The organism is Rubeoparvulum massiliense (genome assembly GCF_001049895.1).
In the GTDB taxonomy this organism is placed as follows: Bacteria; Bacillota; Bacilli; order Rubeoparvulales; family Rubeoparvulaceae; genus Rubeoparvulum; species Rubeoparvulum massiliense.
Genome location: NZ_CVPE01000006.1, coordinates 323192 through 344974, shown reverse-complemented (window position 1 = coordinate 344974; position 21783 = coordinate 323192). Strand labels below are relative to the sequence as shown.

The 21783-nt window shown below is 44.1% G+C and carries 20 protein-coding genes and 1 other annotated feature; all 20 genes read right to left on the bottom strand.

Annotation, left to right across the window (positions count from 1 at the left end; all coding sequences use genetic code 11):
- Window positions 1-16: 16 nt before the first annotated feature.
- The 20 genes from BN1691_RS09460 to BN1691_RS09370 all read right to left on the bottom strand — a co-directional run bounded on the left by BN1691_RS09460 (window position 17) and on the right by BN1691_RS09370 (window position 21779).
- Complete coding sequence (locus BN1691_RS09460) at window positions 17-337, bottom strand: DUF2149 domain-containing protein (protein ID WP_048601997.1); 321 nt, start codon at window positions 335-337, stop codon at window positions 17-19.
- A complete protein-coding gene (locus BN1691_RS09455) occupies window positions 318-956 on the bottom strand; it encodes a MotA/TolQ/ExbB proton channel family protein (RefSeq protein WP_048601996.1) in 639 nt (212 codons plus the stop codon). The genes BN1691_RS09460 and BN1691_RS09455 overlap by 20 nt, the downstream gene beginning before the upstream one ends.
- A gap of 141 nt (window positions 957-1097) precedes the next feature.
- Window positions 1098-2000: an acetamidase/formamidase family protein gene (locus BN1691_RS09450; RefSeq protein ID WP_048601995.1), complete on the bottom strand. Its 903-nt coding sequence runs from the start codon at window positions 1998-2000 to the stop codon at window positions 1098-1100.
- Window positions 2001-2091: 91 nt separating this feature from the next.
- On the bottom strand, window positions 2092-2445 hold the full coding sequence (locus BN1691_RS09445; protein WP_048601994.1) for a DUF5362 family protein: 354 nt from the start codon (window positions 2443-2445) through the stop codon (window positions 2092-2094).
- Window positions 2446-2557: 112 nt separating this feature from the next.
- Window positions 2558-3130, bottom strand: coding sequence for a xanthine phosphoribosyltransferase (locus BN1691_RS09440; RefSeq protein WP_048601993.1), 573 nt, complete (start codon window positions 3128-3130; stop codon window positions 2558-2560).
- Window positions 3131-3162: 32 nt separating this feature from the next.
- Window positions 3163-3690 carry a DedA family protein gene (locus tag BN1691_RS09435; protein ID WP_048601992.1) on the bottom strand — a complete coding sequence of 176 codons (528 nt, stop codon included), beginning with the start codon at window positions 3688-3690 and terminating at the stop codon, window positions 3163-3165.
- A gap of 186 nt (window positions 3691-3876) precedes the next feature.
- Window positions 3877-4746 carry a CvfB family protein gene (locus BN1691_RS09430; RefSeq protein WP_048601991.1) on the bottom strand — a complete coding sequence of 290 codons (870 nt, stop codon included), beginning with the start codon at window positions 4744-4746 and terminating at the stop codon, window positions 3877-3879.
- The gene (locus BN1691_RS09425) at window positions 4730-5740 is read right to left on the bottom strand and encodes an SDR family oxidoreductase (RefSeq protein ID WP_048601990.1); all 1011 of its coding nucleotides are present in this window, start codon (window positions 5738-5740) and stop codon (window positions 4730-4732) included. The genes BN1691_RS09430 and BN1691_RS09425 overlap by 17 nt, the downstream gene beginning before the upstream one ends.
- A 57-nt stretch (window positions 5741-5797) precedes the next feature.
- Window positions 5798-7456, bottom strand: a complete 1659-nt coding sequence (abc-f, locus tag BN1691_RS09420; RefSeq protein WP_048601989.1) for a ribosomal protection-like ABC-F family protein — start codon at window positions 7454-7456, stop codon at window positions 5798-5800.
- A gap of 89 nt (window positions 7457-7545) precedes the next feature.
- Entirely contained in the window at window positions 7546-7689 is a 144-nt protein-coding gene (locus BN1691_RS14415; RefSeq protein ID WP_156179057.1) for a hypothetical protein, read from the bottom strand.
- A gap of 62 nt (window positions 7690-7751) precedes the next feature.
- A complete protein-coding gene (locus BN1691_RS14165) occupies window positions 7752-8474 on the bottom strand; it encodes an MFS transporter (protein WP_261795597.1) in 723 nt (240 codons plus the stop codon).
- Between the two features lie 401 nt (window positions 8475-8875).
- A complete protein-coding gene (locus tag BN1691_RS09410; protein WP_390621646.1) occupies window positions 8876-9874 on the bottom strand; it encodes an LLM class flavin-dependent oxidoreductase in 999 nt (332 codons plus the stop codon).
- A gap of 130 nt (window positions 9875-10004) precedes the next feature.
- A complete protein-coding gene (gene recQ / locus BN1691_RS09405) occupies window positions 10005-11777 on the bottom strand; it encodes a DNA helicase RecQ (protein WP_048601986.1) in 1773 nt (590 codons plus the stop codon).
- 114 nt (window positions 11778-11891) lie between these two features.
- Window positions 11892-12284 carry a CPBP family intramembrane glutamic endopeptidase gene (locus BN1691_RS09400; RefSeq protein WP_261795596.1) on the bottom strand — a complete coding sequence of 131 codons (393 nt, stop codon included), beginning with the start codon at window positions 12282-12284 and terminating at the stop codon, window positions 11892-11894.
- 408 nt (window positions 12285-12692) lie between these two features.
- The gene (locus BN1691_RS09395) at window positions 12693-13958 is read right to left on the bottom strand and encodes a cytosine deaminase (RefSeq protein WP_048601984.1); all 1266 of its coding nucleotides are present in this window, start codon (window positions 13956-13958) and stop codon (window positions 12693-12695) included.
- A gap of 1 nt (window position 13959) precedes the next feature.
- Window positions 13960-15237 carry a cytosine permease gene (codB, locus tag BN1691_RS09390; RefSeq protein WP_048601983.1) on the bottom strand — a complete coding sequence of 426 codons (1278 nt, stop codon included), beginning with the start codon at window positions 15235-15237 and terminating at the stop codon, window positions 13960-13962.
- Window positions 15238-15603: 366 nt separating this feature from the next.
- On the bottom strand, window positions 15604-16935 hold the full coding sequence (gene brnQ / locus BN1691_RS09385) for a branched-chain amino acid transport system II carrier protein (protein ID WP_048601982.1): 1332 nt from the start codon (window positions 16933-16935) through the stop codon (window positions 15604-15606).
- 80 nt (window positions 16936-17015) lie between these two features.
- Window positions 17016-17273: a binding site (T-box leader), on the bottom strand.
- Between the two features lie 62 nt (window positions 17274-17335).
- Window positions 17336-18190, bottom strand: a complete 855-nt coding sequence (locus BN1691_RS09380; RefSeq protein ID WP_048601981.1) for a MurR/RpiR family transcriptional regulator — start codon at window positions 18188-18190, stop codon at window positions 17336-17338.
- Window positions 18191-18230: 40 nt separating this feature from the next.
- Window positions 18231-19604, bottom strand: a complete 1374-nt coding sequence (locus BN1691_RS09375) for an aspartate aminotransferase family protein (protein ID WP_048601980.1) — start codon at window positions 19602-19604, stop codon at window positions 18231-18233.
- Window positions 19605-19640: 36 nt separating this feature from the next.
- Window positions 19641-21779 (bottom strand): TRAP transporter permease, encoded by a 2139-nt coding sequence (locus tag BN1691_RS09370; RefSeq protein ID WP_076850165.1) that lies wholly within the window; start codon window positions 21777-21779, stop codon window positions 19641-19643.
- Window positions 21780-21783 lie beyond the last annotated feature (4 nt).

Sequence of the window (21783 nt, the reverse complement as noted above, 5' to 3'; positions counted from 1 at the left end):
AAAGTTATAAATATGATTATTCCTCAGGAAGATCCTCACTCTGTATTAAGATCAATTGACCTGTCTTTGGATCCCGATATACTTTGCCCATCTCCGAAAAGCCATCGCCACCTCCACCCTTCTCTTGAATCAGAGGTAGTTCCCTCAGCTCTTCACCTTGTTCAACTTCTACTACTTTCTTTATCAATTGGTCTTCCAGGTTCCAGGAGAGGACAAGGGCTACTAAAATCCCAGCAACAAAGACCAGCATCACGTCAATTAAATTGGCCATCCCACTTAAGGGATCGCCTTCACCATCCTCAGTAGTTAAAAAGGGATTACTCCTTCTTTTCCACATGATGGTTCCCTCCTTCCCATAGAAGATCGAATACAGCCTCTACTTGGCGGAATTCCTCCAGATACCATTGCTTTCGTACTTTGACAATGACATAAGCGATTCCACCCACTGCCAGTCCAGCCACCGTTGTATCGAAGGCGATCATTAAGGAACTGGAGAGGATAGCCAGATCTCCTTCACCTAGAGCCGCTAGACCTGGACCTAAGGGAATAATCGTTCCCATTAATCCCAACATGGGCCCTAGTTTTGCGAAACGCTCACTTTTGCTCACTTGCTTTAATGCTCTCTCCTCAGCCTTCTCTAGCCTTCTCCGCACATAAATCTGCTGCTTTTCTTTACTATGCTGTGTGAGCTCATGTCGATTGGCAAACACATAACGGGCAATCCCTAGCCCACCTCCTTGTCCTTGAATGATTTGTTTACTCGATGCTGCATCATATAATTCATCCAATCTTAATAAGGGATCACGCTTGCGGACATACATTTCACGAAACAAAATCCCTAAATCCACTAAGATCGCAATCACAGCATAAAATAATAATAAAAAGACAGGGATTAACAAGCCTTGGGTTAATAAGTGAAGTCCTGATGCCAACCACTGCACTCCCAAAAAACTCATCTGCAACACCTCCATAACCTGTTTTTATTCCTATGAATTCCCATTCTAGATATTAAATGTGTTATAACAGTGTGTATATTGCAAAATAAAAGTGAAAAAGCCCACTCTCATCAAGAGAGCAGGCTTTCTAGTAATCTACGATCAACCAACCAAGTGTTTGATCTTCATTTGGGTCAACATTTCTTTGGAAACAACACAGCGGGCAGTCATCAGGGGATCCACAATCTGACAGATCTCCACATTCCCTACAGCACTTAGGAGCATCACGATGTCAGCTAGGGAGCGCCCTGTTTGGATGGAGAGAAGCTCTGCCATCATCTTCACTGATTCTTTCGCAGCTTCATCTAGCGTAGGTGCAGAAACAATGGTGGTCCAGACCTGATCATTCTCAAGCATGGGATGAGGGATGGAGCAGCCCTTTAGCACTTCCAAAATGACGGTTGCTTTCCCTGGAATCTCAATGCCTGTGACACCCACTTCTCCATCCCCCATAGCTGCATGGAAGTCACCTAAGGCAAAGAGGGCTCCTTCAACAAAAATGGGAAAGTATAATGTAGCGCCTTCCTCAATCATGGTATTATCCATGTTTCCCCCATGAGAGCCTGGCGTTCCACAGGAGATGCCTTCTCCTGCTGGTGCCACGCCAATAACACCAATCATGGGATTGAGGGGTAGATCTAGATCATCAAAGATCGCTTTATTATCACTGATAGGAATCATTTTAGCCACTAGTTCTGTCAGTTCGTCGCCTAAGACGCCAAGGTTGGGTCCTGCACACATCACGCCTTGATTCCCGATTTCGATTTTTTCAATTTTGACTTTTAAGACATCGCCTGGCATTGCCCCCTCTACATAGATGGGGCCAGTAGCTGGGTTCACTCTACTCCAGTCTACACCCTGCAATTCATCAGGATGCTTAATCTGATTTTCAAAGCAATCATAGGTCTCGATCTCTACCGTTGTTCCAGAAGGAACATGGAGGATGGGTGGATGCTGGTGGTTAAAGTCATAAATGATTTGCTGATTGCAACGAATTGTTTTCAAGATGATAACTCCCCTCCCTATCGAATTGTTTAGTGAACAATGACTCGTATATTCATATTTCTTGATTGGACATTCAATAACCTCTATTTTGCTATGGAAAGGGAAGATAGTCATTCGATGTAGTAGATAGAAGTAGGAAACTAAGAGCAAAGAAAAAGATACCAATTATCATCAACACAGCTTTTAAACGGAGGTATTTCATAAACAAAAACATGATGCTCTCCGTACTCAATTCCAAGGTCTCCCAATCAAATTGGCTAGCTTCGTCTGCAATTTTAAGAAGATAATAGCCAAGAACAATCTCGATAATGCCAGGAATTGCACCAATAATGTAACTAAATAACCCGGTAACAGCATGGAGGATACCTGAGAAAACGAGAATATATCCGACGATTCTTCCCCAAAATGCCACTTTTTTCATAGATTCTGAAATATCATTATACAATGTGACCCCCTCCTTTTCTTTAATTCTACCATATGTTGGCTTTTAAGGTGGGTTATGTAACCTTTTTTGCTCGGAGGGGGTGCCTATCTTATGATGAATAGATCTATGATTTCTATACTAACCACTGCACCTTACCATTCTCTAAGGAGGCGATCCGTGCCAATGATTCTACTCGATATCCTTGGGCTTCCAACTTACTTCTACCATCTTGGAAAGATTTTTCGATAACGATTCCGAAGCCGACGATGGTGGCGCCTGCTTGCTTTACGATCTCAGCAAGACCAAGGCCAGCTTCACCGTGGGCGAGAAAATCATCGATAATCAATACGCGATCCGTGTTGGCTAAGAATTTTTCGGCGATGGCAATCTCACTACTCGTTTGCTTGGTAAATGAATAGACTTGAGCAGTGAGGAGATGATCCTGAAGCGTGAGTGATTTACGCTTACGTGCAAAAATGACAGGTACCTGCAGTGCTAGTCCTGTCATGACAGCAGGGGCAATTCCTGACGATTCAAGGGTGACAATTTTGGTGATTCCTTGATCAGCAAAACGCTGGGCAAATTCCTTCCCAATTGCAAACATCAATGCTGGTTGGATCTGATGGTTTAAGAATGTATCTACCTTCAGTACTTCATTGGAAAGCACGATGCCTTCTGCTTCAATCTCCTTTTTCAACGCTTCCATAATCGTTCTCCTCCTGCTGTATCGCTGAATCATTAATGATGGAATATTTGTGGTAAGATGGGACTATCAAAATCAATGGTATTCCCCAATACAAAGCCGATGGTAATAAAGAAGGCACACCAAATTAAGGCGCCGATACCAGCGAAACGGATATATTTTCTAAACTGCACAGCACTAATGCCAGATAAATAACAAGGAATGTGACGGAATCCTGGAATGAAGTAGCCAAGGGAGACGGTCCATAAACCAAAGCGGTGGAACCAGTCTTCTACCTTGGCTAAACGCTTCGGTGTTAGCTTAAACAATCTACCTTTATTCCAGAGTAGTGGTCTTCCAAGCTTCTTTCCAATGTAATAGCTGAGCGACATCCCTGTCATCGCACCTGCAAAGCCCACTAATATGGAGGTGGGATAGGAAAGTAACCCTTCAGTAGCCACATAACCCACAAAGGTTAATAGGACCTCATCAGGTACTGGTAAGCCTAAGATACCCAAAGCTAACGAAGCATAGAGTATCAAATAACCGTATTGAAAAACTAATTCCTGTAAATAGAAAGGCATGTAAAATATCCTCCATTGGATTCTCTCTTATAGATATTCACTGCGTCATTGTGATTCATTATAACCCATATCATAATTAAAACAGACCTTTTCTTGATGTTCTTCATATTATCGAAACAAAAACTCCCCATCTCAAGGGGAGTAAGTGGACCATTAAATCCTCGTATGGGGATCTTCAGAAGAAGATTATTTTCGCTTTAGGTAAGTCCAGCCTTCCTTCTGCTCGATCTTGCCTTCTTTCATTAATCTCCCTAATGCCCGTTTAAAAGAAGCCTTACTCATCTTAAATTTCTGTTGAATCTCATCTGGATCACTCTTGTCTCCATAAGGCATCGCCCCATGATGAAGCTCTAGATAAGTAAAGATAATGTTCGAATCCTGGTCCATTTTGTCCAGTTTCTTTGGCAGTAACGATACATTGAGTGTACCGTCATCCTTCACCATGATAACCCTTCCTGTGACGAGCTGACCCAGTCGTGGCTCTTCTCGTCGTTCTGATTCATGAATGAAACAACGATAGCCCTCCTCGGTGATAAGGAAGGTACCTGTTTTGAGTAAGCGATAAACACGACCTTGAATCTCCGTTTGGTGGAGCTTAGCAGGTGCTGGTTTCATAAGACCCTGAATCACTTCTTCCGTTGCCAAGCGGCCGAATAGCCGTCCGTGCTCATCCTCTTTCACCGTAATATATAATAGATCATCTGGCTGTGGCCAGATCTCTTTAAACTTCGGAAGGTCATCCTTCGTGACAAGGATTCCTTTGGAGATTCCAATATCAACGAATGCACCGAGGTTATGTTTTACATTTTCCACCTTCGCCCAGCCATAGGTACCTTGTTGAATAGTTGGAATACTCATGGTAGCAGCTAATCGCCCCATTTTATCCTGGTACAAGTAAACCTCGACCTTCTGACCGATTTCCACCTCGCCCTTCATCTCAAGACGATGTAATAGAACATCACTTTCACCATCTGATAGAAAATAACCAAAGGGTGCTTCCCGTACTACTTCTAGTGTTACTACGGTTCCTGGATGTAATTCATGAAATATCCTCATTATGTGTAAAGCCTCCCCTAACCTCTTGTCTTTTGATCCATGCCACTGTATCACGAAGGGTCTCTTGAATGGGACGAGGTGCATATCCAAGCTCCCTCGTAGCCTTCTCATGAGTGGTTTGTGAGTTACTTCTTAATGTGTGTATGGAATAGGCTGTATAGAGCGGTTTTTGTCGTAATAGTTTATAGTATAGCTCAGATAGCAAGGCCGTTGCTTGCGCTAGCCAGATAGGAAATCGGACCGTTGGAGCTTTGATTCCAGTAATCTCTTCTAGGTAGAGGAGAATTTGCTGAATGGTGATCTGTTGGCCAGATAAAATATAGTTTTCTCCAGAACGTCCCTTTTCACAAGCTAAAATTAAACCTTCTACGATATCCCGTACATCTACAAAATCATAGCCACCATTGATGTATGCATATAACTTTCCATTCATAAAATCACGTATTAATTGACCCATATGGGACGGTGTGAACTCATAGGGTCCAATAACGCCTGTTGGATGAAGTATCACCACATCCAAGCCCTCTTGAGCTGCTTCCAGCATCAAATTGGTGGCCATTGCTTTGCTCTTTGCATAATTTCCTACCACTTGCTCAGGATGGAATTCCTTCGTTTCAGTGATCACTTGCCCATCAGGTAATTCTGTAAAGGCATGAATGGAACTAGTATAAATCAGCCGCTTCACCTGTTGCTCTTTGCATGCGCGAATTACATTCCTCGAACCTTCAACATTGACATGCTGTAATAAACGGCGCTTCCCAATGCCAATGGAGATAATTCCAGCAATATGATAGACGATCTTTATTCCTTCACAAGCAGCATACAGTGAAGAATAATCCGTCACGTCGCCTCGAACGAGTTCTACAGGAAGACCACGCAAGGAAATAGGATCTTCATCAGGCAAGATGAGGGCGCGAACTTTTTCATTGCGTTGAATCAATGCACGAACCAATGTGTTTCCGATATGCCCCGTAGCCCCAGTGACAAGTATCATGATGCTTCCTCCCTGCCAATGATCGTAGTAGGTTCCTGCTATTCTAAGATTAGCATATCACAAAGAGGAGGGCGATAACTTCCTTCGTTCAATTTGTTTTACCCGTGCTTCTTCATACGATCCAAGGTCATGGAGAAGCTGCTGATCTTCAATCCAGACGACTCCATCTACTACCTTCTGAAGGAAGTAACGATCATGGGAGACAATGAGCAATGTACCTCGGTATTGCTCTAGCGCTTCTTCTAAGGTTTCGCGGGCGGGAATGTCGAGGTGATTGGTTGGCTCATCAAGAATAAGCAGATTGATCTCCTGATCCATCAACTGAGCTAAACGGAGTCGCATCCGTTCACCACCGCTTAAGTTACCCACCTTCTTAAAGACATTGGCACCATAAAACATGAACTGTGCTAAGCGATTCCGCGCTTCTCCCTCTGGAAGTGGAACTACTTCATGGAAGACGTCGAGAACGGTACGATTTGGCTCGCCCTCTATGGCTTGTTGCGATAAGTAACCCACCTTCACGCTCGATCCAAGTCGAATCATTCCTTCATCCGGCTCAATTTCTTTAAGAAGCATTTTGATCAAGGTGGTTTTACCACTCCCATTAGGCCCAAGTAATGCCTTACGCTCCCCATAACGGATTTTCAGATGAGCTTGATCAAATAAAACCTTCTCATCCATTCGCTTCGTTAGATTCTCTACCCAAATCACATCCTGACCACTACGATCTGTTTTCTGAAAGGTAAGCCCCATTTTCTCCTGTTCTAAGCGGGGTCGCTCGATCCTTTCGATCCGAGCAAGAGCCTTTTCCATACTCTTCGCTCGCCGATGAAAGGCCTCATTCGGTGGGTTAGAACGATTGCCCCATTCTTTCAAACGCTTGATGGTCTCTTGCATTTTCTTGATCTTCTTCTGCTGCTCCTCATACTGGGCAAACTCACGAAGTATGCGTGCTTCTCGTTCTTGTACATAGGCACGATAATTCCCTGTGTATTTTGTGAGCTCGCCACCATCTATTTCATAGATCTGTTGCGCAACATGATCAAGGAAATAACGATCATGGGATATGACCAATACCGCACCATCATATTGCTTAAGAAAGCCTTCCAGCCATTCCATGCTATCCACATCTAAGTGATTGGTTGGCTCATCCAATAGCAGAAGATCGCTTTGCACACAGAGGAGACGAGCTAACCCGATCTTCGTCTTCTCTCCCCCACTCAATTGCTGAAATGGGGTTACCAATTGTGCCTCAGGTATTTTCAGGCCATGAATCACCTGATCCATACGGACCTCCATTTCATAGCCATGATGATGCTCAAATTCATCGTGGAGCATCTGATATTTTTGGAGTAGTTGCTCCATTTTCTTTGGGGGACAGTTGGGGTCTGCCATCTCCGTCTCTAGGAAGCGAAGCTCCTCTGCAATTTTCAGGACTTCCTGAAATGCACTCTGAATTACATCCCGTCCTGTCCACTCTTCTGGATAATCAGGTGATTGAGGTAGATAGGCGACCTGTTTCCCCTTCGCTAAATAGATTTCACCGCGATCAGGTAGTTCCATACCTTGTAGAATTCGAAAAAGCGTTGTTTTTCCTGCTCCATTGGGTCCTACAATACCGATGCGGTCATTGGAATGAACTTCTATGCTGACCTTCTTTAATATGGGCTGAAAGCCATAATCCTTGCTAATTTGGTTGGTTGCTAATATGATCATGAATTGTTTCCTCCTTAGGATAGGCAAAAAAGCACAAAAAAACCACAGGCTCTACCTGTGGCATCATTCGGTCATGTGCTTCTTCCTGATTACCGATGCATGGTACGCCTTGTAAAAATGCAATCTGCTTTAGTTGTAGACCTAAAAATGGGCATACTACCCCCTTGTTCAGTTAAAACATGGGTAATACTGGCAATTTCTACAACGAACCAAGCATGAATTGCTGTGTACACGTACCTGCACCTCCTTCGTGGAAACTGATCTTCATAAGATTACCATAGGAAAAGCTGGGTGTCTAGCACGATATCGTTCTCGTTAACTCTTGAAATTGCGCTTGTCTTCGAACATAGAGAGAAATAAGAAGTCCAATACTCACTGGAATTAATAGAGCGGCATAAGCCAAATGAACACCATACTCGGTGGCAATCCAACCGATAACCGGCGCACTGATTACAACGGAACCTTGATTACAGACCATGCGAAAGCTTGCCATACGGCCATGATAAGCAGAATGGGTTGCCATTTGCTGAACAGATTGTAATAGTACACGAATCCAGGTTGTGCCGATTCCCAAAAGAAGAATCCCCAAAAATGCACCTGCTAAGAATGGAGTGATGCTCATAACAAAAAGGCTCATAAAGACAATGAGGAATGCAAAGATAGCCAGTCGTTCTTTACTTATTCTCCACCGCCAAGTCCCCAAGATCCCAGCGATAATGCCTCCGATGGATATGGTAGCTTCTAAGAATCCATAGATTTTAGCTGTTTCGTTCAGATATTCAGCTGTGTAGATCGATAGAAATGCGATACTAGTATGAAAAACTAATTGACCGATAAACATCATGCTAAGGAGCTGGTGTAGTATTGAATGTCTCCTCAAATATCGTACGCCATCTGTGAAGTGTTCAATAAAAGATGATTGTCTTGCGCTATGCTGAGTAATGTTGTGATGCATTGAATTTGGGAGAAGAAACAGAGAAAGGGCTGCCAAGATATATGTAAGTAAAACGATGATCATCCATGGGGAGATGAGCTGTAGCTGAAAGGAAAAGAAAAGGAACAAAATGCATGTAATAGCAAGGAAATTTGCACTCTGAGCCAATCTTTTCCGATTTAAACGATCAACGAAGACGCCGATAGCAAGATTCAAAAAGAGACTTGGTAGGAAGCCTAAACCAACTAGAAGTCCTGTGTACGAAGCATCCTTGGTCTACTGATACAATGCCCATGTGATCAGAATGAAGTACATGGATCGTCCTAATTCACTAAAAAAGTAGGTACTCCAAACCATGGCGAATAAGCTCCTCATCCATCTCCTCCCAATCTAGCATCACATTATTCGAGCTAAGCATCTTATCATTCAATCCTTAATTATTGTTAATCGTGGCCATTCCTTCTCGGTTGTTAATGGTATCTTTCCTAACGCCATATCTTCTTCACAATCTCATAACTATGGATTCGATCTGTATGCTCATAGGTGGAGGTATTAATCATGATTTCATCAGCTTGCGTGGCATCCAATAAGGCTTGCAGCTTCTGTTGTACTGTTTCAGGACCACCAATAATCGTGGAGCTTAAGGAGCGTTCAACAGCATCCCGCTCAAAGGAGTCCCAGAGCGCATCAAGATTCTTTACAGGAGGTTGGATGGGTTTGGGCGTTCGCCGAACAAGCTGGAGAAAGCTTTGGTAGAGGGATGTAGCGAGATATTGAGCTTCATCATCATGATCCGCGGCGATGACATTGACTCCCACCATGGCATATGGTTGTTCTAAAACAGTGGAAGGTCGAAAATGATGACGATAGATCTCCAATGCAGGTAAAATAAAATCTGGTGAGAAATGACCTGCAAAGGCGAAGGGTAGACCCAATTCTCCTGCTAAGCGGGCGCTAAAATCACTGGATCCTAAGAGCCATATGGGAATCTCCATTCCTTCACCTGGGATCGCTCGCACTGGATCTCCTTCTGCTGGTTGAAAATAAGCCATTAACTCTGCCAATAAATCAGGGAAGCTTTGACCTCCATTGCGATCGCGGCGAAGTGCCCGAGCCGTGATCTGATCCGTACCAGGGGCACGACCAAGTCCCAAGTCGATCCGTCCAGGGTAGAGGGATTCTAGTGTACCAAACTGTTCAGCAATCATCAAAGGTGCATGATTCGGCAACATGATTCCACCAGAGCCAACGCGAATCCGTTTTGTACCGCCTGCAATATAACCGATAAGCACAGAGGTTGCCGAGCTCCCTACAGAAGGTGTGTTATGATGCTCTGCTACCCAATAGCGTTGGAATCCCCAGTCATCTCCATGCTGAGCTAAGTCAAGACTATTGTGGAAGGCATCTGCAGCTGTCTTCCCTTCAGAGATGGGGGATAAATCTAAAATGGACAATGGAATCTCTGCCAGTTGTTTTCTATATATCGTCATCCTATTAGTCCTTTCTTAATGAGGTTATAGTCTTTTTAACATTTAAGGTGAATTATGGTTCAGATATATTTTCGCATGTTGAGATCCCATTGTCCAATCTTAAGTCTTCCTTTGTTGGATTTGACTAAGGATGTTCCTGGAGATAAGACTGGATCACTGCTAAAAATTGTGCTCCATACTTTTCATACTTCACCTCTCCAACACCTTTGACATTCAACATGTCCATACGATTTCCGGGAAGAGACTCACACATTTCACGTAAGGTACTATCGGCGAAAATCACATAGGGTGGTACCTGTGCTTCTTCAGCCAGTTGCTTACGGAGCTCGCGCAAATGCTGGAATAGCACTTCATCCTGGGCGAACACTTGTTTTCGCTTCCGCACCTTCCGATAAACTGACTCCTGTCTAAGCAAGACTGCTTTGGCAGGAGGACGGAGCTTAACAATGGGGAACTTTCCACCAGCCAGCATTAAATAATCTTCCGCCACCAGCCAATGTATGAAATCGCTGATCTCCTTCTCAGTATGCTGCTTTAGTAAGCCATAGGTTGAAAGATGATGTAAGCGGAACTGGAGAAGCTTTTTATCCAAGGAGCCCTTCAACACCTTGGCGATCATGGTGACGCCATAGCGCTCCTGCATCCGAACAATACAGGAAAATACCTTCTGCGCCTCGATGGTTCGATCTACGAGCTCTGACTCTTCACTGCAATTACTACAGGTTCCACACTCCTCATGTCCTGTTTCACCAAAATATTGGAGAATATAATTGCTTAAGCATTGCTGAGTATGGCAGTAGTCCACCATGATCTGTAATTTCTCATACTCCTGCTTTTTTCGTTCTTCATGGCTCACTGATTGCTCGATGAGAAACTTCTGGATCTGAATATCCTGGGGATGAAAGAGGAGGATACATTGGCTTGGCTCACCATCTCGCCCTGCCCTCCCTGCTTCCTGAACATAGGCCTCCATATTCTTCGGGAGATTATAGTGGATGACGAAACGGACATTGGACTTGTCGATCCCCATTCCAAATGCATTGGTCGCCACCATCACTTGAATCTCATCATAGATAAATTGGTCTTGATTCCGCTCCCTTTCCTGCTCATTCATACCTCCGTGGTACATGCCAGCACGATACCCCTTCAGCAGTAAAAAGTCATAAAGCAATTGGACCTCTTTCCGCGTGGAGGCATAGATGATCCCGGATTGATCGGGATTATCCTCCAGTACTTGAAGGACAACGTCGCGCTTATTCTCACCACGGACCACCGAATAGACCAGATTCTCTCGTTGGAATCCCGTGATGAAGGTATTCCCTTTGAGGTCCAAAATGGTCTCAATATCTCGGATAACCTCCGGCGTCGCTGTGGCTGTAAATGCTGAGATAATGGGGCGATTGGGTAGCGCTTCTATTACGGAGGCGATCGTCTGATAGCTTGGGCGAAAATCATGGCCCCATTGAGAAATACAGTGGGCCTCATCAATGGCGAACATGGAGATCGGAAGTGACCGAATCCATGAGAAAAATAGTTCCGACTCAAACCGTTCCGGTGCAATATAGAGGAGTTTATAGCGACCATCATCGGCCTGACCGAGACGTTGATTCACTTCTCCTTGGGATAAGGTGCTATTGATGAAGGTAGCCGGGATGCCTAGTGCAGTTAAGGTATCGGTCTGATCCTTCATGAGGGAAATCAAGGGTGAGATCACGATGGTAATGCCTGGAAAGATGAGAGCTGGAATCTGATAGCAGATGGATTTTCCTCCACCTGTAGGCATAATTCCAAGTGTATCCTTACCAGCGATAATATTGGCGATGATTTGGTCTTGTCCTTTACGAAAGCTTGTATAGCCAAAATATTTTTTTAGATAATCCTGTGCTTGCTGTAGCATGATGATGACTCCTTACCATTCTTCGTTAGATCACAATGTACTGAATTATATCATATCAATGCTAATTTTTTGGGGACCTACCAAATCTCTACCTTATTGAATAGATTCGGAAGCCTACCGTGGTAGATTGTGTTTGATATAACGAATATTCAAGATGGTAGATAAGAAATAGCAACCCAAAATCACCATTACCAGTGTACCTAATACAACTTCATTGGAATCACTAATTGAAATATCCGTATATTTCGAGATAATCGGGAAGACAAAGATACTTGCATTGTGCAGGATATGTAAGAGAATGCAGTTTATAATATTCTTCGTTTCAATGAATAGGATCGCACTTAATACACCAAAAAAGAATCGACCTTGTAGATTGAGATCAAAATGGAGGATTCCAAAGATGCTTGCTGAAACAAAAATTGCAGCAACAACATTATATTTTACTTTCAGCCGATTCAAGATCACACCTCGAAAGATGAATTCTTCAACGATGGGAGCTAAGGTGATGCCAAAGATAATAAATTATGAATAACTTCGCCCCAATAATGATCTTTTGCATACATATCCTGTAAAAATGGTAGTTTTAATATAACGAATGTTACTATGGTCAGGGTAACGTAGATCAAAATTAATTTTCTTAACTTGATTCTGTTAAAGATGGTATCCATATTAAGCTCTCCTATGTAATGATTGAAGTCCATTCATTATAAGCCTTTTATTTGCGTACCTTCTACAAACCCTCTCATGTAAAATCGTATTTTGAATGCGTTGTCACAAAGATGTATTCTATTTCGACATGAACTAACGTGATTGGTGCTACTTACCCAACCAATAACCAAACAAAAATCCCCGTTCCATTCAATGCGAACGAGGATCGTGATAATAATACAAATCAGCACTTCTCTCCGGCCTCTCTTACTTGCAAAAACGAATCTCTTCCAGCCCATTCCCTAATTGAATACGACTCCGAGCCGGCACTGTCTCTGCAATCATCTTTCCCTGCCGAACGGAATAGCGAACTGCTGCTTGGCGCCGTACCGCTTCGAACTCATCCTCTGCATCTAGTACGATGAAGTTGGCGGGCTTCCCTTCTTCGATTCCGTACTCCCCTTCAACCTGTAGGGTCTTGGCACTATGGGTTGTGATCAAATCGATCCCCTTCACGATCTGCTCATACCCCATGAGCTGAGTCACATGGAGTCCCATTTGCAAGACCTGCAGCATATTCCCCGTTCCCATCGGGTACCAAGGATCCATAATGTCATCATGACCGAAGCAGACATTGATATTGGCTTGAAGCATCTCCTTCACCCGGGTAATGCCACGCCGTTTTGGATAGGAATCGAAGCGCCCCTGCAGATGAATATTCACCAAGGGGTTGGCCACGAAGTTGATATTCGATAGCTTCAACAAACGGAAGAGCTTGGAGGTATAGGCATCATTATACGAATGCATGGCGGTGGTATGGCTTGCTGTGACTCGTTCTCCCATGCCATAGCGTAGCGCCTCTGCTGCTACCACCTCCACAAAACGCGATTGCTCATCATCAATTTCATCGCAGTGAACATCGATGAGTCGATCATATTTCTTAGCGAGAGCAAAGACCTTCTTCATGGACTCTACACCATATTCTCGTGTGAACTCATAGTGAGGAATTCCCCCTACCACATCAGCGCCGAGACGCAGGGCTTCCTCCAAGAGCTCCTCACCATGGGGGTAAGAGAGAATTCCTTCTTGGGGAAAAGCCACGATCTGAAGCTGTACATAAGGGGCCATCTCTGCTTTCACTTCCAACAGCGCGCGTAAGGCTGTTAATGATGGGTCGGTTACATCTACATGAGTACGTACATACTGAATACCTTGAGCAATTTGCCATTTGAGCGCTGTTTTAGCACGTTCCTTCACATCATGCAATGTGAGCATTTCTTTCCGCTCTGCCCAGCGCTCGATCCCTTCGAATAAGGTGCCACTCTGATTCCACGCCGGCTCCCCAGCTGTTAATGTAGTATCAAGATGAATATGAGGCTCTACAAACGGAGGCAAAAGCAAATTGCCTCCAAGGTCCAGAATCTCTGCTTGCGGAGCTTCAAGCCCCTTTCCGATTCTGACAAATTCCCCATTCTGAATAAGTAGATCCCATAATCCCTCTTGACCACGAAGCTTTGCATTCTTAACCAGCATCTTATCTCACCTGCTTCTCTACTTGTAGTGCAACCGGTTCATGATTGGAAGCAAATACTGCATGACTTAAATAGGTTAATCCCACATAGGTGATGGCTGTTCCAAGTAAGCCATTGATAGGTGGAATGCCAGGTAGATACTTGGCTGCCACAATCCCAAGTCCCCATGCTACTAGGGCAATCCAGTTCACAGCTTGAAAGCTCATCTTTTCGAAGGGGGCGTACTCCCCTTTTTTAATGATGAAGTAATCTGCAAGAATGATGGCACCGATAGATGGTAGCGTAGAGCCAAGGAAGGATAACCAGCCTACGAAGTTATTGTATAACCACATGGCGAAAATTGTACCCACAATACCATTGAAAATCACCACTTTATTCTTTGGAATCTTGGTGATGTTGGAGAAACCAAGGCTGGATGCATAGATGGCGTTATCGTTGGTCGTCCAGATGTTCAGACCGAGGATGATGATGGCAGGTACGATTAAGCCTTGAAGGAACATCACTTCAGAGATATCGGATTGTCCTGTAGCAATCGCGCCGATGGCACCAAAGAGGAACATCAGTGAGTTCCCTACCAAGAAGGCAATCACAGTAGTGATAACACCGGTTTTCTTATTATTAGAGAATCGAGTGAAGTCGGGTGTTAGCGTCCCTGCGCTAATGAAGGACCCGACAGCGATGGTGAGTGCCGCTGCCATGGAGATGGCCTCTGTTGGTTGATATTGCATAAGTCCGGCTAATCCACCGATGGAGTCTGCTGCCTTGAAAGCAGAGACACTACCAAGTACGGCGATGGCAGGTACAGCGATAAAGCTTAAGATGGTCAGCGACTTCATGCCGAAGTAAGCTGTTGCGGTCATGAGAATACCAGCGATTGCAATTAAGAGAAAGACATTGATATCCGTCACCTTGTGTACAGGAAGAGCAAACATGGCTAACCCAACGCCGAACCAACCTACCTGTGTTCCTCCTAGCATGAAGGATGCCAGATAAGAGCCTTTTTCCCCGAAGGAGTAACGAGCGAGTAAGTGGGTGGACAAGCCGGTGCGTGCAGCAATATAGCCTAGTGCGCCGGTATAGATTCCGAGAATCAGATTCCCCCCAATCACAGCCAACATGAATTGGTTGAATGTTAAGCCTGTTCCCAATGTCCCACCGGACCACATACTGGCAGAGAAGAAGGTTAAGCCTAGCATTACCACTAACATATTCCAGAATCCAACTCGACTACCTGTAGGTACGGCCTGTAATGAAAAATCCTTGTCTACCTTCTGTTGCATACCAATTCCTCCTCATTGATGGAAGCTGGTACCTGATGTGTTCATCACCACAAGAAAAGGCTTCTCGTCATCGCTGACAAGAAGCCTTTTTACTGTGTTGTTTCACAAGGAAGATGGGAGAATTGGCTTTGATGTACGTATCGTGCCATCCGAAGTATCATTCTCCGTCTTCCCAGTTGTGAAGAACACAAATCCGACTTACCTTATCAGCCTCTCTGGACTGCATTTAAAGGTACCAGTATTCTGTTTGATAGCTAGTATGCCACTTCTTTAGTCCCTTGTCAATTGAAAATGAGATCGAACTCAAGCCTTTAACATTTTTGATCCAATCATTTAAGGCGATGACACCATGGAAAGTAAAAATCCTTACTTAACCTGTTCTCGCTGCAGGAGCGAATCATGGTTTTTCACGAGAGCACCTAGTAATGCACCAACGAAAGCTGGGAGGATCCACCCAAGCCCATCGGTATAGAATGGTAAATAGCTTAGCAAGCTCTCAACCCCACTTATGGTAAACCCGAATTGCTGTAACGCATCGAAGAGACTAACAAAACCTGCTGCAATCACGCTTCCAACATAGACGGCTCTACGACCGTTAAACCATTTATCTGCCAAGAAGGCCAGAACTAAAACGATGGCCATGGGGTAGATGAAAGCTAGAACTGGACCAGAGATTGCTAAGATCTTCGTTAATCCAAGATTAGAGAGATATAAGCCAAAGGCTGAAACAATGACGGCCCATGTGCGATAGGATACTTGTGGCAGTAATTTCGAGAAATACTGGGCACAGCACATGATTAAGCCAACGGATGTCGTTAAGCAAGCCAACGTAAAGACGAGTCCTAAAATGATGACCCCAGGTTGTCCAAACAGATAAAGAACCAACTGGGCCAGCGTTTGGGCACCGTTCTCAGTAGCTCCGAACATTCCTCCTGCAATTGCACCAAAAAAGGTTAAGATAGCATAGACAATTGCTAAGAAAATACCAGCAATGATAGCAGATTTAATGGAATAACGTACGATCATTTTTTCATCACGTAAACCAAGCTGTCGTAGCGTAACGGCAATCACAATCCCAAAGTTCAGTGCTGCAAGGGCATCCATCGTGAGATATCCCTGTAATACTCCTTCGATGAAGGGACTTTCCACATAGAGACCTGTTGGAGATGTAGGTAAGCCAATGGGTTTAACAAGACTAAAAATAAAGATGATGGCAATTAAACCAAGAAGAATTGGTGTGACAATTTTCCCAAAGCGATCCACCAATTTACCAGGTGTTAAGCTAAACCAAAGAGAGAGTAAAAAATAGAATAAGGTATAGATAAAGAGAGATAGCTTACTTCCTGCGAATGTTGCAGGTAGGAACGGGTCAACGCCCATCTCAAAGGCAAGACTGGCTGCCCGTGGAATTGCTAAAAATGGTCCAATTGCTAGAATAATAATCGTACTAAAGATGATGGCGAAACGTGGATGAACACGGCTAGATAACTCTTGTAATCCGCCAGCCTTCACAACAGCGGTAATTCCTAAAACAGGCAGACCCACAGAGGAAACGATAAAGCCGAGCAGTGCGATCCAGCTGGATGTCCCTGCCATTTGCCCCATAAAAGGTGGAAAGATGAGATTCCCCGCTCCGAAATAGAGCGAGAAGAGCATTAAACTGGCAAAAAATAATTCTTTCTTTGAAAGCTGCTTCATGATGACTTACCTCCATGTTATTCGTTGAAAAAGTGAGTAGAATTACGAAGAAAATTGAGAAATAAAAAACTCGTCCCTCATAAAGGGACGAGTAATTACCCGCGTTACCACCCAAATTCAAAACAAATAAATCAATTATTTGTTTTGCGCTCACCAACGTACAATCATACGTGGTCCATGTAACGGTGGACACCGGTTAAAGCTTACTATGACTTCACAGTTCAGCTTTACTTCTCAGAGATGATCTTCGACAATAACCTGTACGTTGGCTTTCACCACTGCACCAACTCTCTTTGGAACAGGTTGTTTCATCTACTTGTTCTCTTCAACGAATTTAATATAGAATAGCGTGACTACTTGTTATTTATAAATTTTAAAATATAATCAGATAAAAAGCAAGTCACCTTTGTGAATAAAAGATGGCAAAATGGGACCATATTTTCTCCAGCTGCTGTAAACGATCATGGAATTCATACTGTTTTTGCTTCCCTACGAAGGTAATAATGGCGTTGATCATGCTTAGAGGTGCCACAAAAGAATCAATGAAGGTGGCCATCTGACTGGATGCAGTTAAGGAGAGATCAGCGTAAGGAATAAGTGGAGATAAGAGATGGTCTGTAATGGCAATTGTTTTGGCGCCTTGTGAACGGGCGAAGGCCAGTACATCGATGGTATTGGTCGTATAGCGTGAGAAGCTAATCCCAATCACCACATCCTTTTCATCCATGCGATAGACCTGCTCCACCATCCGATCCGATACCTGTACCAGCTGCGTATTTCCAAGGATAATATCCAAGTAATACTGGAGAAACAATCCTAAAGCGATGGCGCTACGATTGGCTACGATATAGACTTGCTCTGCCTGAATAATCGCTTCCACCACTTGACGAAAAACATCCATGTCCAGTTTTTCCATGGTAGATTGAATATTCGCCATGTCATCCTGAAAGACTTCATAAACCCCCTGCTCTTCCTCATCGTAGACTTCCAGTGACATTTTTAAACGTTCAACTGTGGTTAATTGCTGTTGCACAGAAGCCTGCATGTACTGCTGTAGCTCAGGATAACCTGAATACCCAAGGAAGGTGGCAAAGCGAACCACTGTTGCTTCACTTACACCTGTCATTTTTGCCATTTTTGCCACCGTATAAAACGGGACCTCGTTGGGATGCTGGAGAATATATTGGGCAATTTTATGGTTCGACTTCGTCATCTGTGGCATTTTTTCAGCGATGAATCCATATACGTCAGACATACTAATCCCTTTAACCTCCTACCTGCACTACTCATTTATGCTAAAGCATCCGTAGGGCCTGCTCATGGGCTTCTACAGTACGTGCCATATCCTCTTCATCATGGGCAGTGGACATGGAATAACGATTCATCGGCTTGGAATAGATTCCTAGCTCTAGTAGCTTATAATCGATCCGTTTACGTAGATCCATATCTACCTGACTTACATCACGGTAATTTTTAATGGGATCCGCTGTGAGGAGAATACTGAAGATACTCCCCATCCCAACAGTCTGCATGGGAATTCCATGGCGTGCATAGACCTCTTCTAGCTGAGAACGTAAAATCTGAGTACGTGTAAACAGTTGTTCGAGCATCCCTTCCTCCTCTAAAACATCCATCGTGGCCATGCCTGCTGCTAAAACAATAGGATGTCCATTATAGGTACCACTATGGAATAAGGTCTCTGTTGCCTGCTCTTGATTGGTCCCAGCTGTAAACAGATCCTGACTACCCCTAGGCGCACATACTTGCATGATCGATTGTTTTCCACCGATTGCCCCGATGGGGAAACCTCCTCCAAGCACCTTACCTAGCGCGGTGAGATCAGGGGTGATTCCATATACTCCTTGAGCTCCTCCAAGTCCAACACGAAAGCCGGTTTTTACCTCGTCGAAAATGAGAAGAATCCCTAATTCATCAGTGATTTTACGCAGTCCCTGCATAAATTCCTCATCTGCAGGAATATAGCCGCCCTGAACAGGCTCCAGAATAACAGCGGCCAAATCCTCCCCATGTTCTTTTAGAAGCGCCTCCGTTGCACTGAGGTCATTAAATGGGAGAATAATGGTGTTTTCTACATAATAATCAGGCAGTCCTCTTGACTCTGGCACGGGCTGGGGACGTTGAGGGCTACCTGCCATCCCTAGCTTGGGATTGACGCTTAGTAAAACCTGATCATAGCCCCCATGATAATGACCCTCAAATTTAGCCAGCTTCTTCTTTCCTGTATAGGCCATGGCGATCCGAATCGCCAGTAAGGTTGCCTCTAATCCCGAATTAGTAAAGCGGACCATCTCAATCCCACGATAAAGCTGCGCTAAGCGCCTTGCCATCACAGTCTCTAGTTCATGGGGAGCTCCAAAGACAGCAGTCCCCCCTTTTTCCATCTGCTTGATCACCGCCTCATTCACACGGGGATGACCATGCCCAAGGATCAGGGCACCATAGCAAAGGAGATAATCGATATACTCATTTTGATCAACATCATATAGCTTACTCCCTTTGCCTTTCTCCATCCAGAGAGGATGAGGCTCAAAATACTTGATATTCGCTGTCACTCCACCAGGAAGAACCTGTGCTGCCGCTTGATAATGACGTGCTGATTCTTGCATTTTCGCAGAATACGTGAACGCTTCCAACTGTTCCATTGCCATCTGTAATCACTCCAATTTTGATTTATTCAATTTATCTCAAAATTTTGAAGATATCTCTGTGTGGGTTTCCATACTTATAGACTGAGGTTTTCTTCTTCTTTGCATGAAGTAGACCAAGAGCAATAGGCTAATGCCAATGATGTCGGTAATCCAGCCCGGATCAATTAAAACCAATCCTCCAGCTGCACAGAGTAGACGCTCAAACATGGTAGAGGAGCTTGCCAAATAGCCAAAAAGACTTGAACTGATACCAATCATGCCAATGATCGCTGTGATTAGTGCAAAGCCAGTGATGACAAATGTTGCATCGATCATTAGCAGTTCAGGGGAAAGGACAAAGATATAAGGAACAAGGAATGCAGCGATACCTAGCTTCGTTGCTAAAACTCCTGCTGTAAAAGGGTTGGCTCGGGCGATTCCCGCACCTGCATAGGCTGCTAAGGCTACTGGAGGTGTAATATCTGCAACGATGCCGAAATAGAAGACGAACAGATGAGCAGCAAGGATGGGTACACCAAGCTCGATCAATGCAGGTGCTGCCATGGTTGCTGTAATCACATAATTAGCGGTTGTTGGTAACCCCATTCCTAAAACCAGACTGGTAATCATCGTAAAGAACATGGTCAAAATCAGAATGCCACCTGCTAAGCTAAGAATTCCCCCTGCTGCTTTGAGACCGAGCCCTGTTAATGTAACAACACCAACGATGATTCCTGCCGTTGCACAGGCGGTAATCACCGAGAGAGCAACTCTCGCACCATCTTCAAGAAGCTGCAAAAAGTCTTTGAGACGTAAGCGTGTTGATTTTTTAAAGAAGCTCACAAGGAGTGCTGTCACAATCCCTATCAGTGCAGCTTTCATCGGTGTTTTTCCAGAAACCAATGTAACAATAATCATGATGAGTGGTAAAAAGAGATAGCCCTGCTCAACCAGCAACCTACGAATTTGTGGTAACTGGTCACGGGGCAAACCCTCAATGCCTAAGCGCTTCGATTCAAAGTGGATAGCAAGAAAAATTCCAGCGAAATAAAGGAATGCAGGTATTAAGGCAACGACGGCAATTTGATTATAGGGAATACCGGTAAATTCAATCATCAAGAAGGCAGCAGCTCCCATAATCGGTGGCATAATCTGCCCACCTGTCGATGCAGATGCTTCCACGGCAGCAGCAAATTCAGGTCGATACCCTGACTTCTTCATCAATGGAATCGTAAAGACGCCAGAACCAACGGTGTTAGCAACGGAACTACCAGAGATCGTCCCTTGTAAGGCACTGGCGATCACGGCCGCTTTGGCTGGACCCCCGACGAGTCTCCCTGTTAATGCAAAAGCAAGATCATTAAAGAATTGACCGATGCCCGTTCGCTGTAATACCACACCAAAGAAGAGAAATAGAAAGATAAAGGTCGCTGAGATTCCAATGGGAATCCCAATAATGCCCTCCATACTTAAATAGGAATGGGAAATAATACGCTCCACAGAAAAACCACGATGGGATAAGAATCCAGGCATATAGGGTCCGAGAAATGCATAGAGGAGTGCTGCAGATGCTACAAACACAATGGGCATCCCCACAACGCGTTTCGCAGCTTGTAAAACTAAGAAAACTCCCAGTAATGCAATGACAAGATCAAGCTGCGTATATGCTCCAGTACGATTGGATAAGGCTTCATAAAAAATCACATGATAGAAACCAACACCAACAGATAAAAAAGCGAATAACAGGTCATACCAGGGGATCCTTCCTCTACTAATTCCTTCCCGTTGGCGAAGAAGATAGAGTAGATTCAGTACCGTTGCAAGAATGGTAAGTATTAAAGATAATTCACCGATGAGATAAAAGGATAGGATTACGATCATGAAGAGTAGGAATAATAACCAATCTTTCTTCTGTCGCTTTGATTTGGATCGTTTAGGCGGATAGAGGAGATAGACAAGGCCAAGGCCAATACCTAGATGGAATCCGCGCTGTTGCTGTGAAGGAAATGTTCCAAATATGGCTGTGTAGAGGTGAAATAGTGATAACGTAATGGCAAGAAAAGCAACAATTCTTCCCCATTTTCCCAATTGCTTTCGATAAGCATATTCTTGGTCATATTTTTCTAACAGCTTCGTTTCATCGATGGGTTCTTCTTGGAGGATTGGATTGTTCTGATCACCTCTCAATCGCTTCAAGGGC